Annotated in this window: 19 protein-coding genes and 1 riboswitch; of the genes, 11 read left to right on the top strand and 8 right to left on the bottom strand. The window is 63.3% G+C overall.

The genetic code is table 11. The features are described 5' to 3' along the window. Window positions 1-39: 39 nt before the first annotated feature. Both FFI89_RS34985 and FFI89_RS34980 read left to right on the top strand, forming a co-directional pair. Window positions 40-447 (top strand): hypothetical protein, encoded by a 408-nt coding sequence (locus tag FFI89_RS34985; RefSeq protein WP_246669223.1) that lies wholly within the window; start codon window positions 40-42, stop codon window positions 445-447. Window positions 448-627: 180 nt separating this feature from the next. After that, window positions 628-1,068 (top strand): hypothetical protein, encoded by a 441-nt coding sequence (locus FFI89_RS34980; protein WP_246669222.1) that lies wholly within the window; start codon window positions 628-630, stop codon window positions 1,066-1,068. Window positions 1,069-1,115: 47 nt separating this feature from the next. On the opposite strand, the gene gcvP is transcribed toward FFI89_RS34980, so the two are convergent. From gcvP to gcvT, 3 genes are all read right to left on the bottom strand, one after another. Then, a complete protein-coding gene (gcvP, locus tag FFI89_RS22105) occupies window positions 1,116-3,992 on the bottom strand; it encodes an aminomethyl-transferring glycine dehydrogenase (protein WP_138829741.1) in 2,877 nt (958 codons plus the stop codon). A gap of 150 nt (window positions 3,993-4,142) precedes the next feature. After that, window positions 4,143-4,508 (bottom strand): glycine cleavage system protein GcvH, encoded by a 366-nt coding sequence (gene gcvH, locus FFI89_RS22100; RefSeq protein ID WP_138829740.1) that lies wholly within the window; start codon window positions 4,506-4,508, stop codon window positions 4,143-4,145. A gap of 15 nt (window positions 4,509-4,523) precedes the next feature. Then, entirely contained in the window at window positions 4,524-5,669 is a 1,146-nt protein-coding gene (gene gcvT / locus FFI89_RS22095; protein WP_138829739.1) for a glycine cleavage system aminomethyltransferase GcvT, read from the bottom strand. Window positions 5,670-5,808: 139 nt separating this feature from the next. After that, window positions 5,809-5,899, bottom strand: a riboswitch (glycine riboswitch). Between the two features lie 322 nt (window positions 5,900-6,221). On the opposite strand from gcvT, the gene alaS reads away from it, so the two are divergent. Together alaS and FFI89_RS22085 are read left to right on the top strand one after the other, a co-directional pair. Then, the gene (alaS, locus tag FFI89_RS22090; protein WP_168212990.1) at window positions 6,222-8,915 is read left to right on the top strand and encodes an alanine--tRNA ligase; all 2,694 of its coding nucleotides are present in this window, start codon (window positions 6,222-6,224) and stop codon (window positions 8,913-8,915) included. 60 nt (window positions 8,916-8,975) lie between these two features. Beyond that, the gene (locus tag FFI89_RS22085; RefSeq protein WP_246669221.1) at window positions 8,976-10,163 is read left to right on the top strand and encodes a cyclic nucleotide-gated ion channel; all 1,188 of its coding nucleotides are present in this window, start codon (window positions 8,976-8,978) and stop codon (window positions 10,161-10,163) included. A 44-nt stretch (window positions 10,164-10,207) separates the two neighbouring features. Here the strand turns inward: FFI89_RS22085 and FFI89_RS22080 are convergent, their stop codons facing one another. The 4 genes from FFI89_RS22080 to FFI89_RS22065 all read right to left on the bottom strand — a co-directional run bounded on the left by FFI89_RS22080 (window position 10,208) and on the right by FFI89_RS22065 (window position 14,704). After that, window positions 10,208-10,936: a haloacid dehalogenase type II gene (locus FFI89_RS22080; RefSeq protein WP_138829736.1), complete on the bottom strand. Its 729-nt coding sequence runs from the start codon at window positions 10,934-10,936 to the stop codon at window positions 10,208-10,210. 10 nt (window positions 10,937-10,946) lie between these two features. Beyond that, window positions 10,947-11,456, bottom strand: a complete 510-nt coding sequence (locus FFI89_RS22075; RefSeq protein WP_138829735.1) for a DUF3455 domain-containing protein — start codon at window positions 11,454-11,456, stop codon at window positions 10,947-10,949. 78 nt (window positions 11,457-11,534) lie between these two features. Beyond that, window positions 11,535-12,746 carry an NADP-dependent isocitrate dehydrogenase gene (locus FFI89_RS22070; RefSeq protein WP_138829734.1) on the bottom strand — a complete coding sequence of 404 codons (1,212 nt, stop codon included), beginning with the start codon at window positions 12,744-12,746 and terminating at the stop codon, window positions 11,535-11,537. A gap of 227 nt (window positions 12,747-12,973) precedes the next feature. Continuing rightward, entirely contained in the window at window positions 12,974-14,704 is a 1,731-nt protein-coding gene (locus FFI89_RS22065; protein ID WP_246669220.1) for a S9 family peptidase, read from the bottom strand. A 303-nt stretch (window positions 14,705-15,007) separates the two neighbouring features. Here FFI89_RS22065 and FFI89_RS22060 point away from each other — a divergent pair, with 303 nt between their 5' ends. Together FFI89_RS22060 and cynS are read left to right on the top strand one after the other, a co-directional pair. After that, entirely contained in the window at window positions 15,008-16,213 is a 1,206-nt protein-coding gene (locus tag FFI89_RS22060; protein ID WP_138829733.1) for a TrmJ/YjtD family RNA methyltransferase, read from the top strand. A gap of 126 nt (window positions 16,214-16,339) precedes the next feature. Beyond that, the gene (gene cynS / locus FFI89_RS22055; protein WP_138829732.1) at window positions 16,340-16,828 is read left to right on the top strand and encodes a cyanase; all 489 of its coding nucleotides are present in this window, start codon (window positions 16,340-16,342) and stop codon (window positions 16,826-16,828) included. A gap of 111 nt (window positions 16,829-16,939) precedes the next feature. Here the strand turns inward: cynS and FFI89_RS22050 are convergent, their stop codons facing one another. Then, on the bottom strand, window positions 16,940-17,257 hold the full coding sequence (locus tag FFI89_RS22050; protein ID WP_138829731.1) for a DUF1476 domain-containing protein: 318 nt from the start codon (window positions 17,255-17,257) through the stop codon (window positions 16,940-16,942). Between the two features lie 320 nt (window positions 17,258-17,577). On the opposite strand from FFI89_RS22050, the gene purC reads away from it, so the two are divergent. The 5 genes from purC to FFI89_RS22025 all read left to right on the top strand — a co-directional run bounded on the left by purC (window position 17,578) and on the right by FFI89_RS22025 (window position 20,626). After that, window positions 17,578-18,345 carry a phosphoribosylaminoimidazolesuccinocarboxamide synthase gene (gene purC, locus FFI89_RS22045; RefSeq protein WP_171944915.1) on the top strand — a complete coding sequence of 256 codons (768 nt, stop codon included), beginning with the start codon at window positions 17,578-17,580 and terminating at the stop codon, window positions 18,343-18,345. A 112-nt stretch (window positions 18,346-18,457) separates the two neighbouring features. After that, on the top strand, window positions 18,458-18,700 hold the full coding sequence (gene purS / locus FFI89_RS22040) for a phosphoribosylformylglycinamidine synthase subunit PurS (RefSeq protein WP_138829730.1): 243 nt from the start codon (window positions 18,458-18,460) through the stop codon (window positions 18,698-18,700). Window positions 18,701-18,711: 11 nt separating this feature from the next. Continuing rightward, window positions 18,712-18,966: a hypothetical protein gene (locus tag FFI89_RS22035; RefSeq protein WP_138829729.1), complete on the top strand. Its 255-nt coding sequence runs from the start codon at window positions 18,712-18,714 to the stop codon at window positions 18,964-18,966. Next, window positions 18,963-19,664, top strand: a complete 702-nt coding sequence (gene purQ, locus FFI89_RS22030) for a phosphoribosylformylglycinamidine synthase subunit PurQ (RefSeq protein WP_138829728.1) — start codon at window positions 18,963-18,965, stop codon at window positions 19,662-19,664. Before FFI89_RS22035 ends, purQ begins: the two co-directional genes overlap by 4 nt. After that, window positions 19,661-20,626: a tripartite tricarboxylate transporter substrate-binding protein gene (locus tag FFI89_RS22025; protein WP_138829727.1), complete on the top strand. Its 966-nt coding sequence runs from the start codon at window positions 19,661-19,663 to the stop codon at window positions 20,624-20,626. The genes purQ and FFI89_RS22025 overlap by 4 nt, the downstream gene beginning before the upstream one ends. The last annotated feature ends 94 nt before the right edge of the window (window positions 20,627-20,720 follow it).

Here is a 20,720-nt window from a genome sequence, read left to right as displayed (position 1 = left end):
CGAGACCTGGTTCGTGTAACCTGAGTTTCGACATGACGGGTGCTGCGGACGTTGAGTTGCCGACGTTCTCAGTGCCCGTTTTTGTTGGTGTGTAGCGAGCGAAGCTATGAAGCGTCTGATCCTGACCGGTTTGCACGGGTTTGTCTTGAGAAAACAGACCGTGCCGATGTCACGGTTTTCTTCAACTTCAAATTCGCGTGGGGCGAATTGCCCACGCCGCAAAATTTGGCTTCCTTTCTTGCTGCGCGTTCTGACCAAGGCCAGGGTGATCACTGGTCCGACTATATCTTACGGCGTGGTCGCGGCGGCAGGGCTCTCGGCCTGATTGAATTCTGCAAACTCTACGATGAGGTTGAATTATGGTTCGATCCGACCCCTTCTGATCAGCTGCAATTGATCTGGTTGCTCGATTTCTTTTCGTCGGATCCCGATATTGATCCAAGTTGAAGATACGTTTGCTTGATATCGATTTTAGCGGCGCGGAGGACGCTTTTCTTGCCAAGGGAAATATCCCGGCCATCCCCGTCACAACGGCTGTATTCGAGACAGCCTCGCTGGGCTGGCAGGCCTATCGATCGGCAACGCCGGAAGCCTGTTTTGATGTGCTGAAAGGAGATTTGAGCGCTTTTGCCGCTGTTGCGACCGGCTCTGGCCGATCTGCTGAAGGAACTTCCCGGCCCCACAGGACTTGGAGCTACGGAGCTGCGGTTGCTAGAACTGGTTGGAGCGGGATACAGACGCCAGAGTGCATTGTTCTATCATCGGGGGCTGCGCCGCACGCGGGTGTTCAGTGAATATGAGCTTGGCTACCTTCTTGATGGTCTTGCACATGGACCGGTACCGGCGCTGGCGGGACTCGATGAGACCCGGTCACTCAGCAGGGAAAATCTCCGCGATCGTGTATCGGCCTATCAGCGTTGCCAGCTGTCGATCACCGACTTCGGCCGAGCGGTTCTTCGCCACGAGGCAGACTTCAGCCGCCACAATCCGATCGACCGCTGGTGGGGCGGCACGCACCTGACCAGCGACCGGATGTGGCGCTGGAATCCGACGCTGGTCGGGCCGTAGCGCGGGCCCGCAGATGCGTTGCGTGCGTCTGCGAATCGGAGCGTTTGTTACTCCGCAGCCTGCGCGTAGTCGGTGACCGGCGGGCACGAGCACACCAGGTTGCGGTCGCCATAGACGTTGTCGACGCGCCCGACCGGGCTCCAGTACTTGTCGGTCCGCGCCGAGCCTGCCGGGAAGCAGCCCTCGACGCGGCTATAGGCGCGCTGCCAGCCGTCGTCGGCGATGTCGTGCACGGTGTGCGGGGCGTGGCGCAGCGGCGAGGCCTCGACCTTCCAGCGGCCCTTTTCGATTTCCGCAATCTCGTTGCGGATCGCGATCATGGCATCGCAGAAGCGATCCAGTTCGGCCTTCGATTCCGATTCGGTCGGTTCGATCATCAGCGTGCCCGGCACCGGAAAGCTCATGGTCGGGGCGTGGAAGCCGTAATCGATCAGTCGCTTGGCAATATCGTCGACGGTGACGCCGCTCGACGCCTTCAACGGGCGGGGATCGACGATGCACTCATGCGCGATCCGTCCCTTGGCGTTCTTGTAGAGCACGGGGAAATGCGGATCGAGCCGGGTGGCGATGTAGTTGGCGTTGAGGATCGCAAGCTCCGTGGCCCGCGTCAGCCCTTCGCCGCCCATCATCAAGATGTAGATGTAGGAGATGGTCAGGATCGACGCCGAGCCGAACGGCGCCGCCGATACCGGGCCGACCGGATGCGGCACCGCGCCGTCGGTCGTGGGATGCCCCGGCAGATAGGGCGCCAGATGCGCTTTGACGCCGATCGGTCCCATGCCCGGGCCGCCACCGCCATGCGGAATGCAGAACGTCTTGTGCAAATTGAGATGGCTGACATCGGCGCCGTAATCGCCGGGCCGCGACAGCCCGACCTGGGCGTTCATGTTGGCGCCGTCGAGATAGACCTGTCCGCCATGGCCATGCACGATGTCGCAGATCTCGCTGATGTGCTCCTCGAACACGCCATGCGTCGACGGATAGGTGATCATCACCGCGGCGAGATCTTTCGCGTGCTGGTCCGCCTTGGCGCGGAGATCCTCGACATCGACGTCACCGCGCGCGTCACACGCCACCACCACCACGTCCATGCCGACCATGCTGGCGGAGGCCGGGTTGGTGCCGTGCGCCGACGAAGGGATCAGGCACACCTTGCGATCCGGCTCGCCGCGCGCGGCATGATAGGCGCGGATCGCGAGCAAGCCGGCATATTCGCCCTGCGCGCCGGAATTCGGCTGCAGCGAGATCGCGTCATAGCCGGTGATGTCGCACAGCCACTGCTCCAGCCGTGCAAACAGCGCATGATAGCCCTTGGCCTGCTCCGGCGGTGCGAACGGGTGCAGGTTGCCGAACTCCGGCCAGGTCAGCGGAATCATTTCCGAGGTCGCGTTCAGCTTCATGGTGCAGGAGCCGAGCGGGATCATCGCGCGGTCGAGCGCGAGATCGCGATCGCTGAGCTTGCGCATATAGCGCAGCAACTCGGTCTCGGAACGGTGCGCGTGAAACACCGGATGGGTCAGGAACGCGCGCGTTCGTTTCAGCTCGGCGGGAAACGCCTCGCGCGCGCTGACTTCGACGTCCGCGTAAGCCAGCTTGCCGCCGAACGCGCGCCACACCGCCTCGATCACCTCGGGCGTAGTGGTCTCGTCGACGGAGATGCCGAGCGTACTCTCGCCGATCCGCAGGTTGATCCGCTCGGCAAGCGCCCGCGCCACGATCTCGTTCCGCTTCGCGCCGACGTCCACCGTGATGGTGTCGAAGAAGTTTTGCGATTTCGGCGCAAAGCCGAGCTTTGCAAGCCCCGCCGCGAGCGCGGCGGCGCGCCGGTGCACAGTACGGGCGATGTGCGTCAATCCTTCGGGGCCGTGATAGACCGCGTACATCGAGGCGATCACCGCCAGCAGCACCTGCGCGGTGCAGATGTTGGAGGTGGCCTTTTCGCGCCGGATATGCTGCTCGCGGGTCTGCAGCGCCAGCCGATAGGCCGGGGCGCCGCGCGAATCCACGGACAGCCCGACGATGCGGCCGGGCAGCGAACGCTTCAGCGCGTCGCGCACCGCCATATAGGCCGCGTGCGGCCCGCCATAGCCCATCGGCACGCCAAAACGCTGCGCCGATCCGATGGCGATATCGGCGCCGAGTTCGCCGGGCGAGGCGAGCAATGTCAGCGCCAGCAGGTCCGCCGCTACGATCGCCAGCGCGCCCTTGGCGCGCAACGACGCGATGGCGGGCCGCAGGTCGCGAACAGCGCCTGAAGTGCCGGGATATTGCAGCAGGGCACCAAGCACATCAGTCTTGTCGAGATCAGTCAGGGGATCGCCGACCACGAGGGTCCAGCCCAGGGGCTCGGCGCGGGTGCGCATCACCGCGAGCGTCTGGGGATGCACCTCCTTGTCGACGAAGAACGCCTTCGCCTTCACCTGCGAGTGGCGCTCGGCGAGCGCCATCGCCTCGGCCGCGGCGGTCGCTTCATCGAGCAGCGAGGCGTTGGCGACGTCGAGCCCGGTCAGGTCGCAGATCATGGTCTGGAAATTGAACAGCGCCTCCAGCCGGCCCTGGCTGATTTCAGGCTGGTACGGCGTGTACGCGGTGTACCAGGCCGGGTTCTCCAGGATGTTGCGCTGGATCACCGCGGGCAGGATGGTGCCGGAATAGCCCGTGCCGATCAGCGAGGTGAACACCTGGTTTTGCGAAGCCAGTTCGCGCATATGCGACAGCGCCTCGGTTTCGCTCAAGGCGCGCCCGAGATCGAGCGGCGCCTTCTGCCGAATCGAGGACGGCAGCGTCTGGCCCATCAGTTCCGCAAGACTCGTTACCCCTGTCGTCTCCAGCATCGCCGCGATGTCGCGGGGCGAGGGGCCGATGTGGCGGCGCACGAAATCGGTGGCGGCCTCGGTGGCAGTCGTCTTGAGCGGCGCGTTCATGGGATGCCTCGTTGTGTTCAAGTTCGATGTCATCGTCCGCGAAGGCGGACGATCCAGTACGCCGGGACAGCGCCATTCAATCGCCACTGCCGGCGGTTACTGGATGCCCCGCCTTCGCGGGGCATGACGGGAATACGCGCGTTCATCATCTCAGGCCGTGTGCTTGGCGTAGGCGGCTTCGTCCATCAGGCCGCCAAGTTCGCTCTTGTCTGCGATCTTCAACTTGAAGAACCAGGCCTTGCCGCCGGCGTCGGAATTGACCAGCGCGGGCTCGGCGGCGAGCGCCTCGTTGACCTCGAGCACTTCGCCAGAGATCGGCGCGTAGACGTCGGACGCCGCCTTGACGGATTCGACGACGGCGGCGGCCTCCGCCTTTTTCAGGGTACGGCCGACCTTGGGGAGTTCGACGAACACGACGTCGCCGAGCTGCGATTGTGCGTAGTCGGTGACCCCGATGGTGGCGACATCGCCCTCGATGCGGAGCCATTCGTGGTCGGAGGTGAACAGCGTCGTCATGAAACTTCCTCTGGTTCAGCGTTTATACGTGTTGGGAACGAAGGGCATCGGCGCGACCTGTAGCGGCAGGCGTTGTCCGCGCACTTCGGCGAAAACCTGTGTGCCGTTGGCGGCGAGCGATGTCGGCAGATAACCCATCGCGACCGGCGCATTGAGGCTCGGACCAAATCCGCCCGAGGTGACCTTGCCGACTGGCTCGGTTGAAACCGCATCCGCAAACAGCAGCGCGCCTTCGCGCACCGGCGCGCGGCCCTCGGGCCGCAATCCGACGCGGCGGCGCGCTGCGCCTTTTTCGAACTGCGAGAGAATCTGTTGCGCGCCGGGAAAGCCGCCCGCGCGGGCGCCGCCGTTGCGGCGGCTCTTCTGGACCGACCATTCCAGCGCGCCCTCGACCGGCGTCGTTGTGGTGTCGATGTCATGGCCGTAGAGGCAAAGGCCTGTTTCCAGCCGCAGGCTATCGCGCGCGCCAAGCCCGATCGGCAGCACGTCGGCGTTCTCCAGCAGCGCCGTCACCAGTGCCTCGGCCTGATCGGCCGGCACCGAAATCTCGAACCCGTCCTCGCCGGTATAGCCGGAGCGCGAGACGAAGGCGTCGATACCGGCGACTTTTCGCGAACCGGCATCCATGAAGCGCATCGAGGTCACGTCTGCACAAAGTTTCGCCAGCGCCGATTCGGCCTTGGGGCCCTGCAGCGCGACCAGCGCGCGGTCTGAAAGCGAATCAATCATGCAGGCATCCGACAGATGCGCGCGCAGATGCGCCTCGTCCTCGGCCTTGCAGGCCGCGTTGACCACCAGGAACAGATGGTCGCCGAAATTGGCCACCATCAGGTCGTCGAGAATGCCGCCATCGCCATTGGTGAACTGGGCGTAGCGCTGCCGTCCCGGCGCTACTGCGACGATGTCCTGCGGCACCAGCCGTTCCAGCGCCAGGGCGGCGTCCAAAACCTTGCCGGACTTCGGGCGCAAAGCGAGCTGGCCCATATGCGAGACGTCGAACAGGCCTGCGCTGGAGCGGGTATGCAGGTGTTCCCTGAGCACGCCGGCCGGGTATTGCACCGGCATTTCATAGCCGGCGAATGGAACCAGCTTGCCGCCGCGCGCCACATGGAGCGCGTGCAGGGGGGTACGTTTCAGGGGAGATTCGTCGCGTGCCAGCATCCAGAGGCCCTCAAGGGGTCGCGGGGACCAGTCCCCAAAAACCCGAAAGAAAGCCCCATCTGTCGCTGTGCCTGAGAGTATTATCCCGTCGGCGGACGCGTCGGGGCCAAAACCCTTCGGCGTCTCTTTCCAGATGCTAGTCAGTCACGCGGTTCGTTTGCCTGAGAGTTTCCGGGGCGGTTGCTCCTTCGGCGCCGGCGCTTAAGCCGATCTCTCCCGACGTGACGTCTTCAACAGATAGGAGGGAAACACGGCCATGCCAAGTCTGTCAACGCGGCGCAGCATTAATCAACCGAGTCTTGCCACCCGTCTTGTGTGCTGCGGCAAGCCTATGATCCGCCTGCACAGTTTCTGGACACCGCGATTGGCCTTGTCTAAAAGCGTTTTGAGGAGCGTGGCCAGCAAAAGTGGCAACCGGTTTTGCGTCCGGCCGCGCTCTAACTCGTTGATTTGCGCATGATCTTCTCGCCAAACCGCATCACACTTTGGCGGATCATGCGCTGGAACGGGCTATTTGGGGCCTGAACCGGGCCATTTTCCGATTGGATGAACATGAGCGGCGTTAACGATATCAGGTCGAAATTTCTGGATTTCTTTGCCGAGAACGGCCACGAGATCGTGCCGTCGTCGCCGCTGGTGCCGCGCAACGACCCGACCTTGATGTTCACCAATGCCGGCATGGTGCAGTTCAAGAACGTCTTTACCGGCGTCGAGAAGCGGCCGTACCAGCGCGCCACCACCTCGCAGAAATGCGTGCGCGCCGGCGGCAAGCACAACGACCTCGACAATGTCGGCTATACCGCGCGGCATCTGACCTTCTTCGAGATGCTGGGCAATTTCTCGTTCGGCGATTACTTCAAGGAGCGCGCGATCGAGCTCGCCTGGAATCTGGTCACCAAGGAATTCGGGCTCAAGAAGGACAAGCTGCTCGTCACCGTCTATCACACCGACGACGAGGCTTTCGATCTCTGGAAGAAGATTGCAGGCTTCAGCGACGATCGCATCATCCGGATCCCGACCTCGGATAATTTCTGGGCGATGGGCGACACAGGACCCTGTGGGCCGTGTTCGGAGATTTTCATCGACCGTGGCGAGCATATCTGGGGCGGGCCGCCCGGCAGCCCGGAGGAAGACGGCGATCGCTTCCTCGAATTCTGGAATCTGGTCTTCATGCAATTCGAGCAGGTGACGAAGGAAGAGCGCCAGCCGCTGCCGCGTCCCTCGATCGACACCGGCCTCGGGCTGGAACGCATGGCCTGCATCCTACAGGGCGTCGACAGCGTCTTCGAAACCGATCTTTTCCGTCACTTGATCGATGCAACCGCTTCCGCCCTCGGGCACGCGCCAGAGGAAAAGACCGCGGCGTCGTTCCGGGTCATTGCTGACCATCTGCGCTCGTCGGCCTTCCTGATTGCCGACGGCGTGCTGCCGTCGAACGAGGGGCGCGGTTACGTGCTCCGCCGGATCATGCGCCGCGCGATGCGCCATGCGCAGCTTCTGGGCGCGCGCGAGCCGCTGATGCATCGGCTGGTGTGGGCGCTGGTGCGCGAGATGGGCCAGGCCTATCCGGACCTGGTGCGCGCCGAAAATCTGATCGAGGAAACGCTGCGGCTGGAAGAGGCGCGCTTCCGCAAGACGCTGGAGCGGGGCCTCACAATCCTCGACGAGAAGAGCGCAGGCCTGAAGAAAGGCGACATGTTCGACGGCGATACCGCATTCACGCTGTACGACACCTACGGTTTCCCGCTCGACCTGACCCAGGACGCGCTCAAATCGCGCGGCATCAGCGTCGATCAGGCCTCGTTCACCGATGCGATGGATCGCCAGCGGGCCAAGGCGCGCGCGTCGTGGTCCGGAAGCGGCGACACCGCCAGTGAGAACGTCTGGTTCCCGTTGCGCGAAAAACTCGGCGCCACCGAATTCCTCGGCTACGACACCGAGATCGCCGAGGGCGTGGTGACGGCGCTGGTGAAGGACGGCAAGGATGCCGACAGCATCGCAACCGGCGAGAGCGGCGCGATCGTCTTGAACCAGACGCCGTTTTACGCGGAGTCCGGCGGCCAGGTCGGCGACAGCGGTCTGATGACGGGCGAGGGCGGCGTCAAGTTCCGCGTCACCGACACGCAGAAGAAGGTCGGCGATCTGTTCGTGCATGTTGGCACGGTCGAGCAGGGCACCCTGAAAGTCGGCGCGGCCCTGCAGCTCGAAGTCGATCACGCCAGGCGGTCGTCGATCCGCGCGCATCACTCGGCGACGCATCTGTTGCACGAGGCGCTGCGGCAGGTGCTCGGTGATCACATCGCCCAGCGCGGTTCGCTGGTGGCGCCGGATCGGCTGCGCTTCGACTTCGTGCATCAGAAGCCGATCACGCCGGAAGAACTCGCCCGCGTCGAGGATATCGCCAACGAGGTGGTGCTGGAGAACGACGAAGTCACCACGCGGCTAATGGCCGTCGATGAGGCCCGCGAAGCCGGCGCACGCGCGCTGTTCGGCGAAAAATACGGCGACGAGGTGCGTGTGGTGTCGATGGGCAAGCAGTCCCGCGAGCACGGCCAGAACGCGCTCGGCTGGTCGGTCGAACTGTGCGGCGGCACGCATGTCAGGCGTACCGGCGATATCGGTCTCATCACCGTGACCGGCGAAAGCGCGGTGTCGTCGGGCGTGCGGCGTATCGAAGCGCTGACCGGACGTCATGCGCGCAAGCACGCCAATGACACGATGTCGATTGCCAGGACCGCGGCCTCCGAGCTGCGCACCACGGTCGACGACATGCCGGCGCGCATCGCAGCGCTGATGGAAGAGCGCAAGAAGCTCGAGCGCGACCTAACGGATGCGCGCAAAAAGCTCGCGATGGGCGGCGGCGCCACCAATGGCGCGGCGGCAGCGGGCGGTGTGCGCGAAGTCGGCAACGTCAAGCTCATGGCCCGTGCGGTCGAGGGCGTCGAGACCAAGGATCTCAAGAGCCTGGTCGACGACGGCAAGAAGCAGATCGGATCAGGTGTGGTCGCCATCGTCGGTCTCACCGAGGACGGCAAGGCCGGCGTCGTGGTCGGCGTTACCGCCGATCTCACCTCGCGCTTCAGCGCGGTCGAACTCGTCAAGATCGCTTCGGCTGCGCTCGGCGGCAAAGGCGGCGGCGGGCGGCCCGACATGGCGCAGGCCGGTGGACCGGATGGCGCCAAGGCCGACGCGGCGCTGGCGGCGATCGAACAGGCCATGACTAAACAAGAATCGGCCGGCGCATAAGCAAGGACACAGCAAACAGTGGGAACGGCTCCGGGTAGACGCGCGATCAGCGACCCGGATTTGCGGGACCGCCTCTACGAGTTGCTCGAACACGATCATCTGCCGCATTCGGTAGGCTCGCGCTTCGTCCGGCTGATCGTTGCCGTCATCGTCATCGACGTGCTGGCGATGATCCTGGCCTCGGTGCCGGAACTGGACGCCAGGTTCGGCCTGTTGTTCACCGTGATCGAGGTCGGCGCGGTGGTGGCGTTCGCGCTGGAATATCTGGCGCGGCTCTGGACCGTGGTCGGACATTCCCTGCGCGATATGACGCCGATGCAGGCGCGCATCGACTATGCGCTGTCGGCGCTGGGAATCATCGATCTCTTGTCGTTCCTGCCGGCGGCGATTGCGCTGGCTATCGGCGACCGCTGGGTGCTGGTGCTGTTCGGTATGCTGCCGTTCCTCAAGCTGATCCGCTATTCGCCGGCGCTGCGCTCGCTGTTGGCGGCGCTGCACGCCGAGCGGCGCACGCTGTTCGGCTGCGTGGTGATCCTGACCGGCGCGGTGCTGCTGTTCGCCTCGCTGCTTTACGCGATCGAGCACAATGTGCAGCCCGACAAGTTCGGCACCATTCCGCAAGCGATGTGGTGGGCGATCGTGACCCTCGGCACGGTCGGCTATGGCGATGTGGTGCCGGTGACGCCGCTCGGCAAGTTCGTGTCGGTGTTCACCATCGTCGTCGGCTTTGCGATGATCGCGCTGCCGGTGGCGATCATCTCGACGGCGTTTGCCGAGGAAGTCCGGCGGCGTGATTTCGTCGTCACGTGGGGCATGCTGGCGCGGGTGCCGCTGTTCTCGCATCTCGGCGCTTCCGAGATCGCCGACATCATGCGGCTGCTGCGCGCGCAGACCATCGAGTCCGGCGAGATCCTGGTGCGGCGCGGCGATCCGGCCTCATCGATGTATTTCATCACCGCGGGCGAGGTCGAGATCGAGCTGCCGAGCCAGCGGGTGCAATTGTCGGACGGCACCTTCTTCGGGGAGATCGCGCTGTTGCACCGGACCAACCGCAGCGGCACGGTGACGGCGACGCGCAAGACCAGGCTGCTGGCGCTGGATGCGGACGATTTTCACGCGCTGATCGCGCGGGTGCCGGCGCTCGCCGCGCATGTCAAGGAAACCGCCGAAGCGCGCCTCGCCGATACCGCCGGCGTACTGAAGGGCGACATCGCCGCCGGCGAAATCGCCAATGCGGAGCAGAAGTAGATCGGTTCAGGAATCGATCGCCGGGACGGCGCAGACGGGCGAGCTCAGGTTCCAAGAGCAGCTGCCAATTCCTGCAGACTCTGCACATGCAGGTCGAACCAGGGTTCGGCCGCGACATCGGGGCTGGATTGCGGCCCAAACTCCAGAGGTCTTGCCACGAACGCGGTTCGCATTCCGAACGCTTTGGCGGCCGCGAGGTCGTATTTGTGGCAGGCGACCATGAGAATTTGGCCGGGTTCAAATCCGAGATAATCGACCGCGAGCTGGTAGACTGCAGGTGAAGGCTTGTAGCTTCTGCACAGTTCGGCCGTCAGCACCGCATCAAAAGGCAAACCGGCGTGTTTGCAGACCGAGATGACCGCGGCCATACCGGCGTTCGACAAGGTCGCCGTCGTGAACCGGCGGCGCAGGCGCTCTAGCCCGTCGACGCTGTCCGACCACGGGTCGAGCCGCGACCAGACCTCGCAGAAGCTGTCACGCTCGCCGGCCGTGAAACGCGCGCTAACCTGCTCGCGATCGAGCAGAACGTCGAATGCCTGGCGATAGATCTGATCGACCCTGATCCAGGGTCTGGTCCCCGCGATCACGCCGTCCATTTCCGAGCGGTAAAGCTCGCGCCATGCTCCCGACAGGCGCGACCAATCGAGATTGATGTTCTTGGCGAGATTGACGGCCTGTCCGAGCCGCATCAGCGGTTGATAAAAATCGACGCAGGTGCCCTGAATATCGAAGGTGATCGCGCGAATGTCCGCCAGTGCGGCTCGCTCATGCATCGTCCGGTGCTCAGCCCTTGCGCAGGAATACGTAATCGGCGGAGTAGGGTGCGCTGTGCGTGGCCCCCAGCTTGTCGCAGGTGCCTTCGAGCTTGCCGCCCTGCGTGTTGATCCGCTGCACGGTGGTGACGCCCGAGAGGACGCCGTTGCCGCGCTGGGAAACCACCGTGAGCTTCAGCCAGGGAATATCGTTCGGTGTCGCGCCCGGAGCGTTGCCGGCAGCCTTGCCGGCCACGGCGCTGCCGTCGCTGTATTCCCAGTTCGGCCCGGCATAGTGCCGGCCGACGGTCTTGCCTTCAGCCATCAAGGTCGCGATCGGTTCGCGGAAGGCCCAGGCCGGCTTGCCGTCGCTACCGGGCTTGCAGTCGTAGACCTGCGCGCCTTCGGCATGCAGGGTGAGTATGGTGGCCTCTCCCGGCGCCGCGATGGCGTCGGGAAGAGGTGTCTCGGCGGCGGCTGCGCTCACGAGCGAGCCTGACAGCAACAGAACCGCGAGCGCGGCGCGCTTAAACAGCAACATGGTCACACTTTCCTGAGTTGAGCCCCAAGAACTTTCCTGAGTTAACCCTCAAGAACCGGTAACCCCGTCACCGGTCGTTTAAGCCATCGCCTTGGTCAGATTTTCCGCGACCTTGTCGAGGAAACCCGTGGTGGACAGCCAGCGCTGGTCGGCACCGACCAGCAGCGCGAGGTCCTTGGTCATGTAGCCGGCCTCGACGGTATCGACGCAGACCTTCTCCAGCGTCTTGGCAAACTTCGCCAGTTCCTCGTTGTTGTCGAGCTTGGCGCGATGGGCGAGGCCCTGCGTCCAGGCGAAGATCGAGGCGATCGAGTTGGTCGAGGTTTCCTTGCCCTTCTGGTGCTCGCGGTAGTGGCGGGTCACCGTGCCGTGCGCGGCTTCGGCTTCGACGGTCTTGCCGTCCGGCGTCATCAGCACCGAGGTCATCAGGCCGAGGGAGCCGTAGCCCTGCGCCACGGTGTCGGACTGCACGTCGCCGTCGTAGTTTTTGCAGGCCCAGACATAACCGCCGGACCATTTCAGCGCCGACGCGACCATGTCGTCGATCAACCGGTGTTCATAGGTGAGGCGCTTGGCTTCGAAGTCCTTCTTGAATTCCTTCTCGTAGACTTCCTCGAAGATGTCCTTGAAGCGACCATCATAGACTTTCATGATGGTGTTCTTGGTCGACAGATAGACCGGATAGCCGCGGTTGAGGCCGTAAGTGAGCGAGGCGCGGGCGAAATCGCGGATCGAATCGTCGAGGTTGTACATGCTCATGGCGACGCCGCTGCCGGGCGACTTGAACACTTCGCGCTCAATCACAGCGCCGTCCTCGCCGACGAACTTCATCGTCAGCGTGCCCTTGCCCGGGAACCTGATGTCGGTGGCGCGGTACTGGTCGCCATAGGCATGGCGGCCGATGATGATCGGCTTGGTCCAGCCGGGAACCAGGCGGGGCACGTTCTTGCAGATGATCGGTTCGCGGAAGATCACGCCGCCGAGGATGTTGCGGATGGTGCCGTTCGGCGACTTCCACATTTCCTTCAGCCCGAATTCCTTCACCCGCGCCTCGTCCGGGGTGATGGTGGCGCACTTGACGCCGACGCCGACCTTCTTGATGGCATTGGCGGCATCGATCGTGACCTGGTCATTGGTCTTGTCGCGGTATTCCATCCCCAGGTCGAAATACATCAGGTTGATATCGAGGAACGGGAGAATCAATTTGTCCTTGATGTGCTGCCAGATGATCCGGGTCATCTCGTCGCCATCGAGTTCGACGACGGGGTTGGTCACCTTGATTTTTGCCATGACGGAGGGGGCCTTTTTCTGGAAAAACGCGCGTTTCGGGCGTCAGTGGAGGATTATATGCGGGCTATAGCACCGCAAACGGGGCTGCGGAAGCCAAGCCGTTATGCACTTTCAGCCCATCGTTCCGGCCAGCTCTTCGGTTCTGAAGGATCAGAACCGAAGAGCTGATTCTTTGATTTGACGCGTTTTCTTCACGCGAACCGGTACCCACTTCGCTCGAAAACGCTCTAAAACGCCGCCTGGGTGGCGGTGCCGGCCACCACGTACCAGGTGACGAACAGCCCGCAGATCAGCGCCCCCGGCAGGCTGGAGCCGGTCCGCCGCCAGGTGAAGGTCGCGATCACAGCGCAGATCGCTAGCAGTGGCACGAACTGAATCGCGACGATGGTGGAGAGCGGGACGAAGCCTGGATCGGGCAACGGGTTGAACAGCTTTCCGCTCAACCAGAGCGTGCCGTATTGTGTGCCTAAGAGCACGATGAAGCCCAATGTCAGCGCGAAGATGTTGGTCAGGTAGAGAGTGCCGCGGCCAGCCGCCATGGTCGAGAAATTCCGGTGCAGCACGTGCAGCGCGACCACGAAGAACGCCGTGAACGGCACGAGGTAGATCAGGAAGATCAGGAACTGCTTGGCGCTCATCAATTTCAGCGCCACGATCCAGAACCGGAAGTCGATCTTGAAGGCGAGATCGGCCAGCCACAGTGCGGCATAGCCGATCGCGACGGTCGCCAGCGCAATCACGACCGACTGGCCGACAAGGCCGGTCCGGCTGGCACGTTTGGGCGCGAACGACATCAATGCCAGCGTGATCAGGCCATTAATGACCGCCCAGACCAGGATCTGGTTGGTGATGCCTTGCGGCAGCCAGGTCGAGGGTTTGACGAAGGTGCCGGCCAACGCGAACGCCGGGTAATAGGTCAGCGCCGGAATCAACGCCGACAGGATCAAGGCCACGGTCCAGCGGTGGCCGCGCGCGGCCGAATGGGGCGGCATGGTGCCGTCCTCGATCGCGGGCAGTCTCAGCCCCCGCGAATACATCGAAGCTTCCAGGAGGCCATCGAACGCCCCGATCAGCAGCGCGACAAAGCCGACCAGCGCGATCAGCGTGCCGATCTCCTTGCGGAACCAGATCTGGTCGTCGGCCGGGCGGGGCGTGCCGCCCTGCAGGGTTTTGCCGAACCAGTCGAGGCTGTAGCCGATCGCTTCATGGGAGATGTGCTCGGCGGGGTGGGTGATATCAGGCGTGTAGAGCACCCGCGCCGTGCCTTGTGCGATGTCGCCATAGACCTTGCCCGGTTCGACCGCGCCCTGGGTGCCGAAAAAGGCCCACAGCTTCGGGCTCCGGGTGACGTCGCGGGCCTTGTCCTCGCCCCACATCAGGAAGGAGAACTCCTCATACTGGGCGAACACCAGCGCCACATTGCGCGGCCAACTGGGGGTGCCGTCAGCGGCGAACGGCTTGCCGGTGGACGACCCTTCCAGCACCATCGCGCGGTAGTCGTTGGGCATGGCGGTGGCGGCCGCGAGCACGGTCCAGCCGCCCATCGAGTGGCCTTCGAGCCCGATATTGTTCTTGTCGACGATATCGAGGCTGCGCAGATGAGCCAGCCCATCCGGGCCACCAAAACCGTTGGCGAAGGCGGGCGGGTCGCTATAGCCATGGCCGGTCTGGTCGAGGGCGAGCACGACATAGCCGCGGCGGGCAAACTCGATGGCGAAGCCGTCCTGGGTTTCGCGCGAATTGATGTAGCCGTGAACCGCGAGGATGCCGGGGGCGGGAGTCTGCGCCGTGGCGTTCGGGGGGACGTAGAGCAGGGCGCTCATGGTGTTGCCCTTGGCTCCCTTGAAGCGCACGTCGTGGATTTTGATGCCGCCCGAGGTCTGGGTCAGATGGGCGAGCAAGCCGCCGGCCAGGATCAGGATCACACCCAGAATCGCCAATGACCATCGACCGCGCATGGACGTCTCTCCCGTGACTTCAGCCGTTGAGCCGGCTTTCAAGGTTCGTTTTGCAAGGTTCGTTTGCAGCTTCGCTTTGGTTGTGTTTGTTAGCCTATCCGAAAGCGGTGCGTCCACAAGCGGCGCTTCAAGCGAAGCTTTATCCACGCTTTGATCGCGCGTTCGGAAACACGACTAACTCTGGTAACTGACTTGAGAATTCCGCTCAGCTTTGCGAAAGCGGCGTGATCGTCAGCGTTTGGATCATTCGCTTCGCGTGTTGATTCAAAATCTTTGGTCGCGGAATCAGAAAGTGAAGTGAGAATGTCCGGTTCGGGCACCGATAAAACCAAGTCTGGTTTGGACTTAGCCGGACCTGTTGTGATTCTTGTCGAGCCGCAGCTCGGCGAGAATATCGGCATGGCCGCGCGCGCAATGGGCAACTTTGCACTTTCCCGATTAAGAATCGTCAATCCGCGTGACGGCTGGCCGAACATCGCGGCGCAACGCGCGGCGGCCGGCGCCGATCAGATTCTGGAGCAGGCCGAATTGTTCGACACGGTCGAGCAGGCGGTCGCCGATCTGACGCTGCTGTTTGCGACCACCGCCCGCGCCCACGACCAGGCCAAGCCGGTGGTCGCACCGGCGCAAGCGGCCGGCGAGATCGCGGCGCATGTTGCCGGCGGTGGCGGCGTCGGCATCCTGTTCGGCCGCGAGCGTTACGGCTTGCAGAACGAGGAAGTCGCGCTCGCCAACCGGATCATCACCTTTCCGGTCAACCCGGGCTTTGCGTCGCTGAACCTGGCGCAGGCAGTGCTCCTGATCGGCTACGAATGGTTCAAGCGCTCGACCGGCGGCGCCCTGCCGTTCGCGATGCCCGAACATTCCGAGCGCGCCTCCCAGCACCAGATGCAGGCCTTTTTCGACAACCTGATCCGGGAACTCGACAAGGTCGAATTCCTGCGCCCGCCGGAAAAGCGGGAGACCATGCTGGTCAACCTGCGCAACATCTTTACCCGGATGGACCCGACCAAGCAGGACATGCATACTTTGCATGGGGTTGTTATGGCGATTGCCGAAGGCCGCAAGGGGCCGGCCAAGGGCGGTGTGCTCGACGGCGAACAGGCGACCCGGCTTCGCGCGCTGCTGGCCGAGCATGGGCAAGGTGCGACCGCGCCGGGCGACAACAGCACGGTCCGCGGCCTGGCCCGGCTGCTGCGGCGTAACCCGACCGACGCCGAGCGGATCCTGTGGCAGGCGCTGACCCGCGATCGCCGGTTTGCCGGGCAGTTCAAGCGGCAGACACCGGTCGGCCGCCACATCCCCGATTTCGTCTCCTTCGTGCACCGGATCGCGATCGAGCTGGTCAACGCAAGCGAATCGGACGCCATCGTCGCCGACCGCGCCGGCCGAAGGGCATGGCTGGAAGCGCGCGACTATCGGGTGGTCGAGCTCGGTGTCGCCGACGTCGAGCGGGACCTCGACACCGAGCTCGGGCGGCTCGAAGCGAGCCTGCGGCAGGAGCCGTAGCGCCGTTCAAGCCACGGGGAGTTGGGCGTCGCTGCTGGCATGCTTCGTGCACGAAACGGATCGATCGGTGCTGGGGTCAAAACCGGTCCGGCGAAGCACATCGCGCGTTAAACAGGGAGACGAAACATGAAGCGATCCGACCTCACCGAAAAGCTGCTCGACATCAAGCGCGAGAAGGGCTGGAGCTGGAAGCACATCTGCGAAAAGATCGGCGGCTATTCCGAAGTGCTGATCGTCGGCGCCATTCTCGGCCAGATGAAATTGACAAAACCGCAGGCCGCCAACGCCGCCGAGCTGTTCGGGCTGTCGAAATCCGAGACCGCGATGCTGAACGAAGTGCCGATGCGCGGCACCGGCACGCCGATGCCGCCGACCGATCCCTTGATCTACCGCTTCTACGAAATGGTGATGGTCAACGGCCCGGCCTGGAAGGCGCTGATCGAGGAGGAATTCGGTGACGGCATCATGTCGGCGATCGATTTCGACATGGTGATGGAGCGCGTCGCCAATCCGAAGGGCGACCGGGTCAAGATTTCGATGTCCGGAAAATTCCTGCCGTACAAGTATTACGGCGCCAGCGGCAACGTGCCGGAGTATGGGTTTAAGGAAGAGTAATTTCCACCGTCATTCCGGGGCGCGTAGCGAACCTCAGATGCGCAATTGCGCATCGGGGAATCTCGAGATTCCGGATCACCGCTGCGCGGTGTCCGGAATGACGGCAAGCCCTTACGTCCCCGCTTTTACCTGCGCGACCGCCTCGGCCATCAGGGCATCCATCCTGTCGCGCAGATCCCGCTCGGTGAGGTCGACGCCCTTGGCCTTGATGTCGCCGAGCACCTTGTGAAGCACGTCGCCGTCGCCCTCGAATACCGCGGCAACCACATCCTTCGCATAGGCGGCAGCGGCGTCGCCCGACAAGCCGAGTTTTTCCGCGATCAACTGCCCGAGCAGCTTGTTGCGGCGCGCTTCGGCCTTGAATTTCAGCTCCTCGTCGAGGGCGAACTTCTTCTCGAAACCGTCCTCGCGCTTGTCGAAAGTGGTCATTTCTGTGGTTCCAATCCCGGCAAAATGGGTCCTGCGGTCGCGTTGCGGCGGCCCGCTTCCACACCTAGATAGAGGTGGCGAATCGGCAAAACAACGAGCCGTTAAGCCGCAGGGCAACCGGTATAAGTTGGGCCCAACCGGGCCGGATCGATTGTGCTGGATAGGCCAATCAGGTAGGTTGCCCCCAGGCTAGGTTCTTGTTCTGTTTCCGGTGGTTGTAGTCGAGCTCCCGGCCTTCACGGCAGCTCCGTCGTGGTCGTAACCCTTGTCATCCGGAGCACACCAGATTCATGGATTTCAACAAAACACGGTACATCCCAATGAGCCGTCGACGCCGCATTTATGAAGGCAAGGCCAAGGTCCTGTATGAAGGCCCGGAACCGGGAACCCTGATCCAGCACTTCAAGGACGATGCGACCGCGTTCAATGCCAAGAAACACCAGGTGATCGAGGGCAAGGGCGTCCTCAACAACCGGATTTCGGAGTACCTGTTTCAGCACCTCAACGATATCGGGGTGCCGACCCATTTCATCCGCCGCCTCAACATGCGCGAGCAGCTGATTCGCGAGGTCGAGATCGTGCCGCTCGAGGTGGTGGTGCGGAACGTGGCGGCGGGATCGCTGTCGCAGCGCCTCGGCATCGAGGAAGGCACCCAGCTGCCGCGCTCGATCATCGAGTTCTATTACAAGAACGACCAGCTCAACGACCCGATGGTCTCGGAAGAGCACATCACGGCGTTCGGCTGGGCCACGCCGCAGGAAATCGACGACATCATGGCGCTCGCCATCCGCGTCAACGACTTCCTGACCGGGCTGTTCCTCGGCATCGGCATCCGCCTCGTCGATTTCAAGATGGAATGCGGCCGCCTGTTCGAAAACGACATGATGCGCATCATCGTCGCCGACGAGATCTCGCCGGACTCCTGCCGGCTGTGGGATATCAAGTCGAACGAGAAGCTCGACAAGGATCGTTTCCGCCGGGATCTCGGCGGACTGCTGGAGGCCTATACCGAAGTCGCCAAGCGTCTGGGCATCCTGATGGAGAACGAGCGTCCGGCCGGCAGCGGCCCGGTGCTCGTGAAGAGCTAGCACGTCATTCCGGGGCGCGGGCGTAGACCGCGAACCCGGAATCCCAGAGATTTTTTTGCGCGAGATTCCGGATCGATCCGCTGCGCGGCTCGTCCGGAATGACGGGGTTGATATGAAAGCACGCGTTACCGTTACATTGAAATCCGGCATTCTCGATCCGCAGGGCAAGGCCATCGAAGGCGCGCTGAAATCGCTTGGCGTCGATGGAGTCGCCAGCGTGCGTCAGGGCAAGGTGTTCGACATCGAACTTTCCGGCTCCGACAAGGCCAAGGCGGAGGCGGCCCTGAAAGCCGCCGCCGACAAGCTGCTGGCCAACACCGTGATCGAGAATTATGCTATTGAGGTGAAGAACTAGGGCGAACACCGATGGCCGAGGTGACACCTGAACTCATTTTCGAAGTGTTGAAACCGATCCAGTCGCGGCTAGCCCAAGTCGACGGCAAGATCGACGAACTTAAGCATGAGATGCAGGCCTCTCGATCTTCGCAGAATGGAATTCGCCAGGAGATCACAGGCATCTTCCAGGAAATTTCCGCAATCCATGCGACGTTGGTTCGGCACGAAGGCCGTCTGGATCGCATCGAGACTCGTCTCGAACTAAGTGATGTGCCCACCTTATGAAATCAGCCGTACTCGTCTTTCCTGGAATCAATCGCGAGCGCGACATGGCGCGCGCGCTCAAGCTTGCATCGGGCCGTGAGTCCGCGATGGTCTGGCATGCCGAGACCGCGTTGCCCAAAGGCACCGACCTCGTGGTCGTGCCCGGCGGATTTTCCTATGGCGACTATCTGCGCTGTGGGGCGATCGCCGCGCGCGCCCCTGTCATGGACGCGGTGCGGGCGTTTGCTGCCGAAGGCGGCCTCGTGCTCGGGGTCTGCAACGGCTTTCAGATCCTCTGTGAAGCAGGTCTCTTGCCCGGTGTGCTGATGCGCAACGCGCGGCTGAAATTCATCTGCAAGGATGTGCATCTGCGGGTCGAACGCTCCGACACGCCGTTCACGCGCGGCTACAATGCCGGCCAGGTCATTCGGGTGCCGGTCGCCCATGGCGAAGGCAACTACGAGGCCGACGAGGAGACCGTGAAGCGGCTCGAGGCCGAGGGGCGGGTGCTTTACCGCTATTGCTCCGCCGATGGCGTGGTCGACGAGAATTCCAACATCAATGGTGCTGCGGATTCGATTGCCGGCATCGTCAACGAGCGCGGCAATGTGCTCGGCATGATGCCGCATCCGGAAAACCACGTCGAAGACATCATGGGCTGCACCGATGGCCGTGGCCTGTTTGCCGGCCTTGTGGCGCACCTGGAGAAGGCGGCGTGAATTCGTTCGTGGCCAGACTTGCGGTCGCGCTTGCGGCGCTCTCGTTCGTGACCGGCGCGCATGCGCAGGATTTTCCAAAACATCCCATCACCATGATCGTGCCGTTCGCGGCCGGCGGCACCTCGGATGTGATCGCGCGCGCGGTCGCCGAGGAGATGGGCAAGGCGCTGGGCCAGCCGGTCGTGATCGAGAATGTCGCGGGTGCCGGCGGCTCGACTGCGCTGGCACGCGCCGCGCGCGCCGAAGCTGATGGTTACACCATCGCGATCGGCAATGCCGGCACCAGTGCCGCGACCTATACGATCTATCCGAAGCTGCCGTTCACACCGGATTCCTTTGCGCCGATCGCCATGGTGGCGAAGACCTTCGGTGTCGTCGCGCTGCGCAAGGATTTCCCGGCCAAGAACCTGCAGGAATTCATCGCCTATGCGAAGAGCAATCCCGGCAAGATCAATCTCGGCCACGCCGGTGTCGGCTCGTCGAACTTCCTGATCTGCAAGAGCTTCGTGCAGGCCGCCGGCATCGACGTCACGCTGGTCGGCTATCGCGGCGCGGCGCCGGCGCTGACGGACGCGATTGGCGGACAGATCGACGGCGTTTGCGACGCCGCCGCCTCGGTGTCGCAGGCGATCGACGACAAACTGGTCAGGGGCCTCGTGGTCGGCTCGACCGTGCGGCTCGCGACCTTACCCGATCTCCCGACGTCGGCGGAAGCCGGCCTTCCCGACTTCGAGGCGCAGGGCTGGAACGGCCTGTTCGCGCCGAAGGGAACGCCGCCGGCGGTCGTCGAGAAACTGAACGCGGCGGCGAAGACCGCCGTCGAAAGCGAGCCGGTGAAAAAGCGCTTTCATGACCTCTCTACCGTCGCCCCCGAAGCCAACGAGCACACGCCCGACGTGCTCGGGAAATTGGTGACGCTCGACGTCGAGAAATATCGCAAGCTGCTGGAAGAGAAGAAATAGCCGCGGCGGTTGCGCCTGCTGACAGAAAGAAGCCCCGCACGTGCGGGGCTTCTTTTTTCAGTCGCTGCTTTACCTTCCAGCGCCGGAGCCAGTT

Source organism: Bradyrhizobium sp. KBS0727, from assembly GCF_005937885.2.
GTDB lineage: Bacteria > Pseudomonadota > Alphaproteobacteria > Rhizobiales > Xanthobacteraceae > Bradyrhizobium.
Note: the sequence above shows the minus strand (reverse complement) of the source record. Positions and strands in the feature narration are given on the sequence as shown.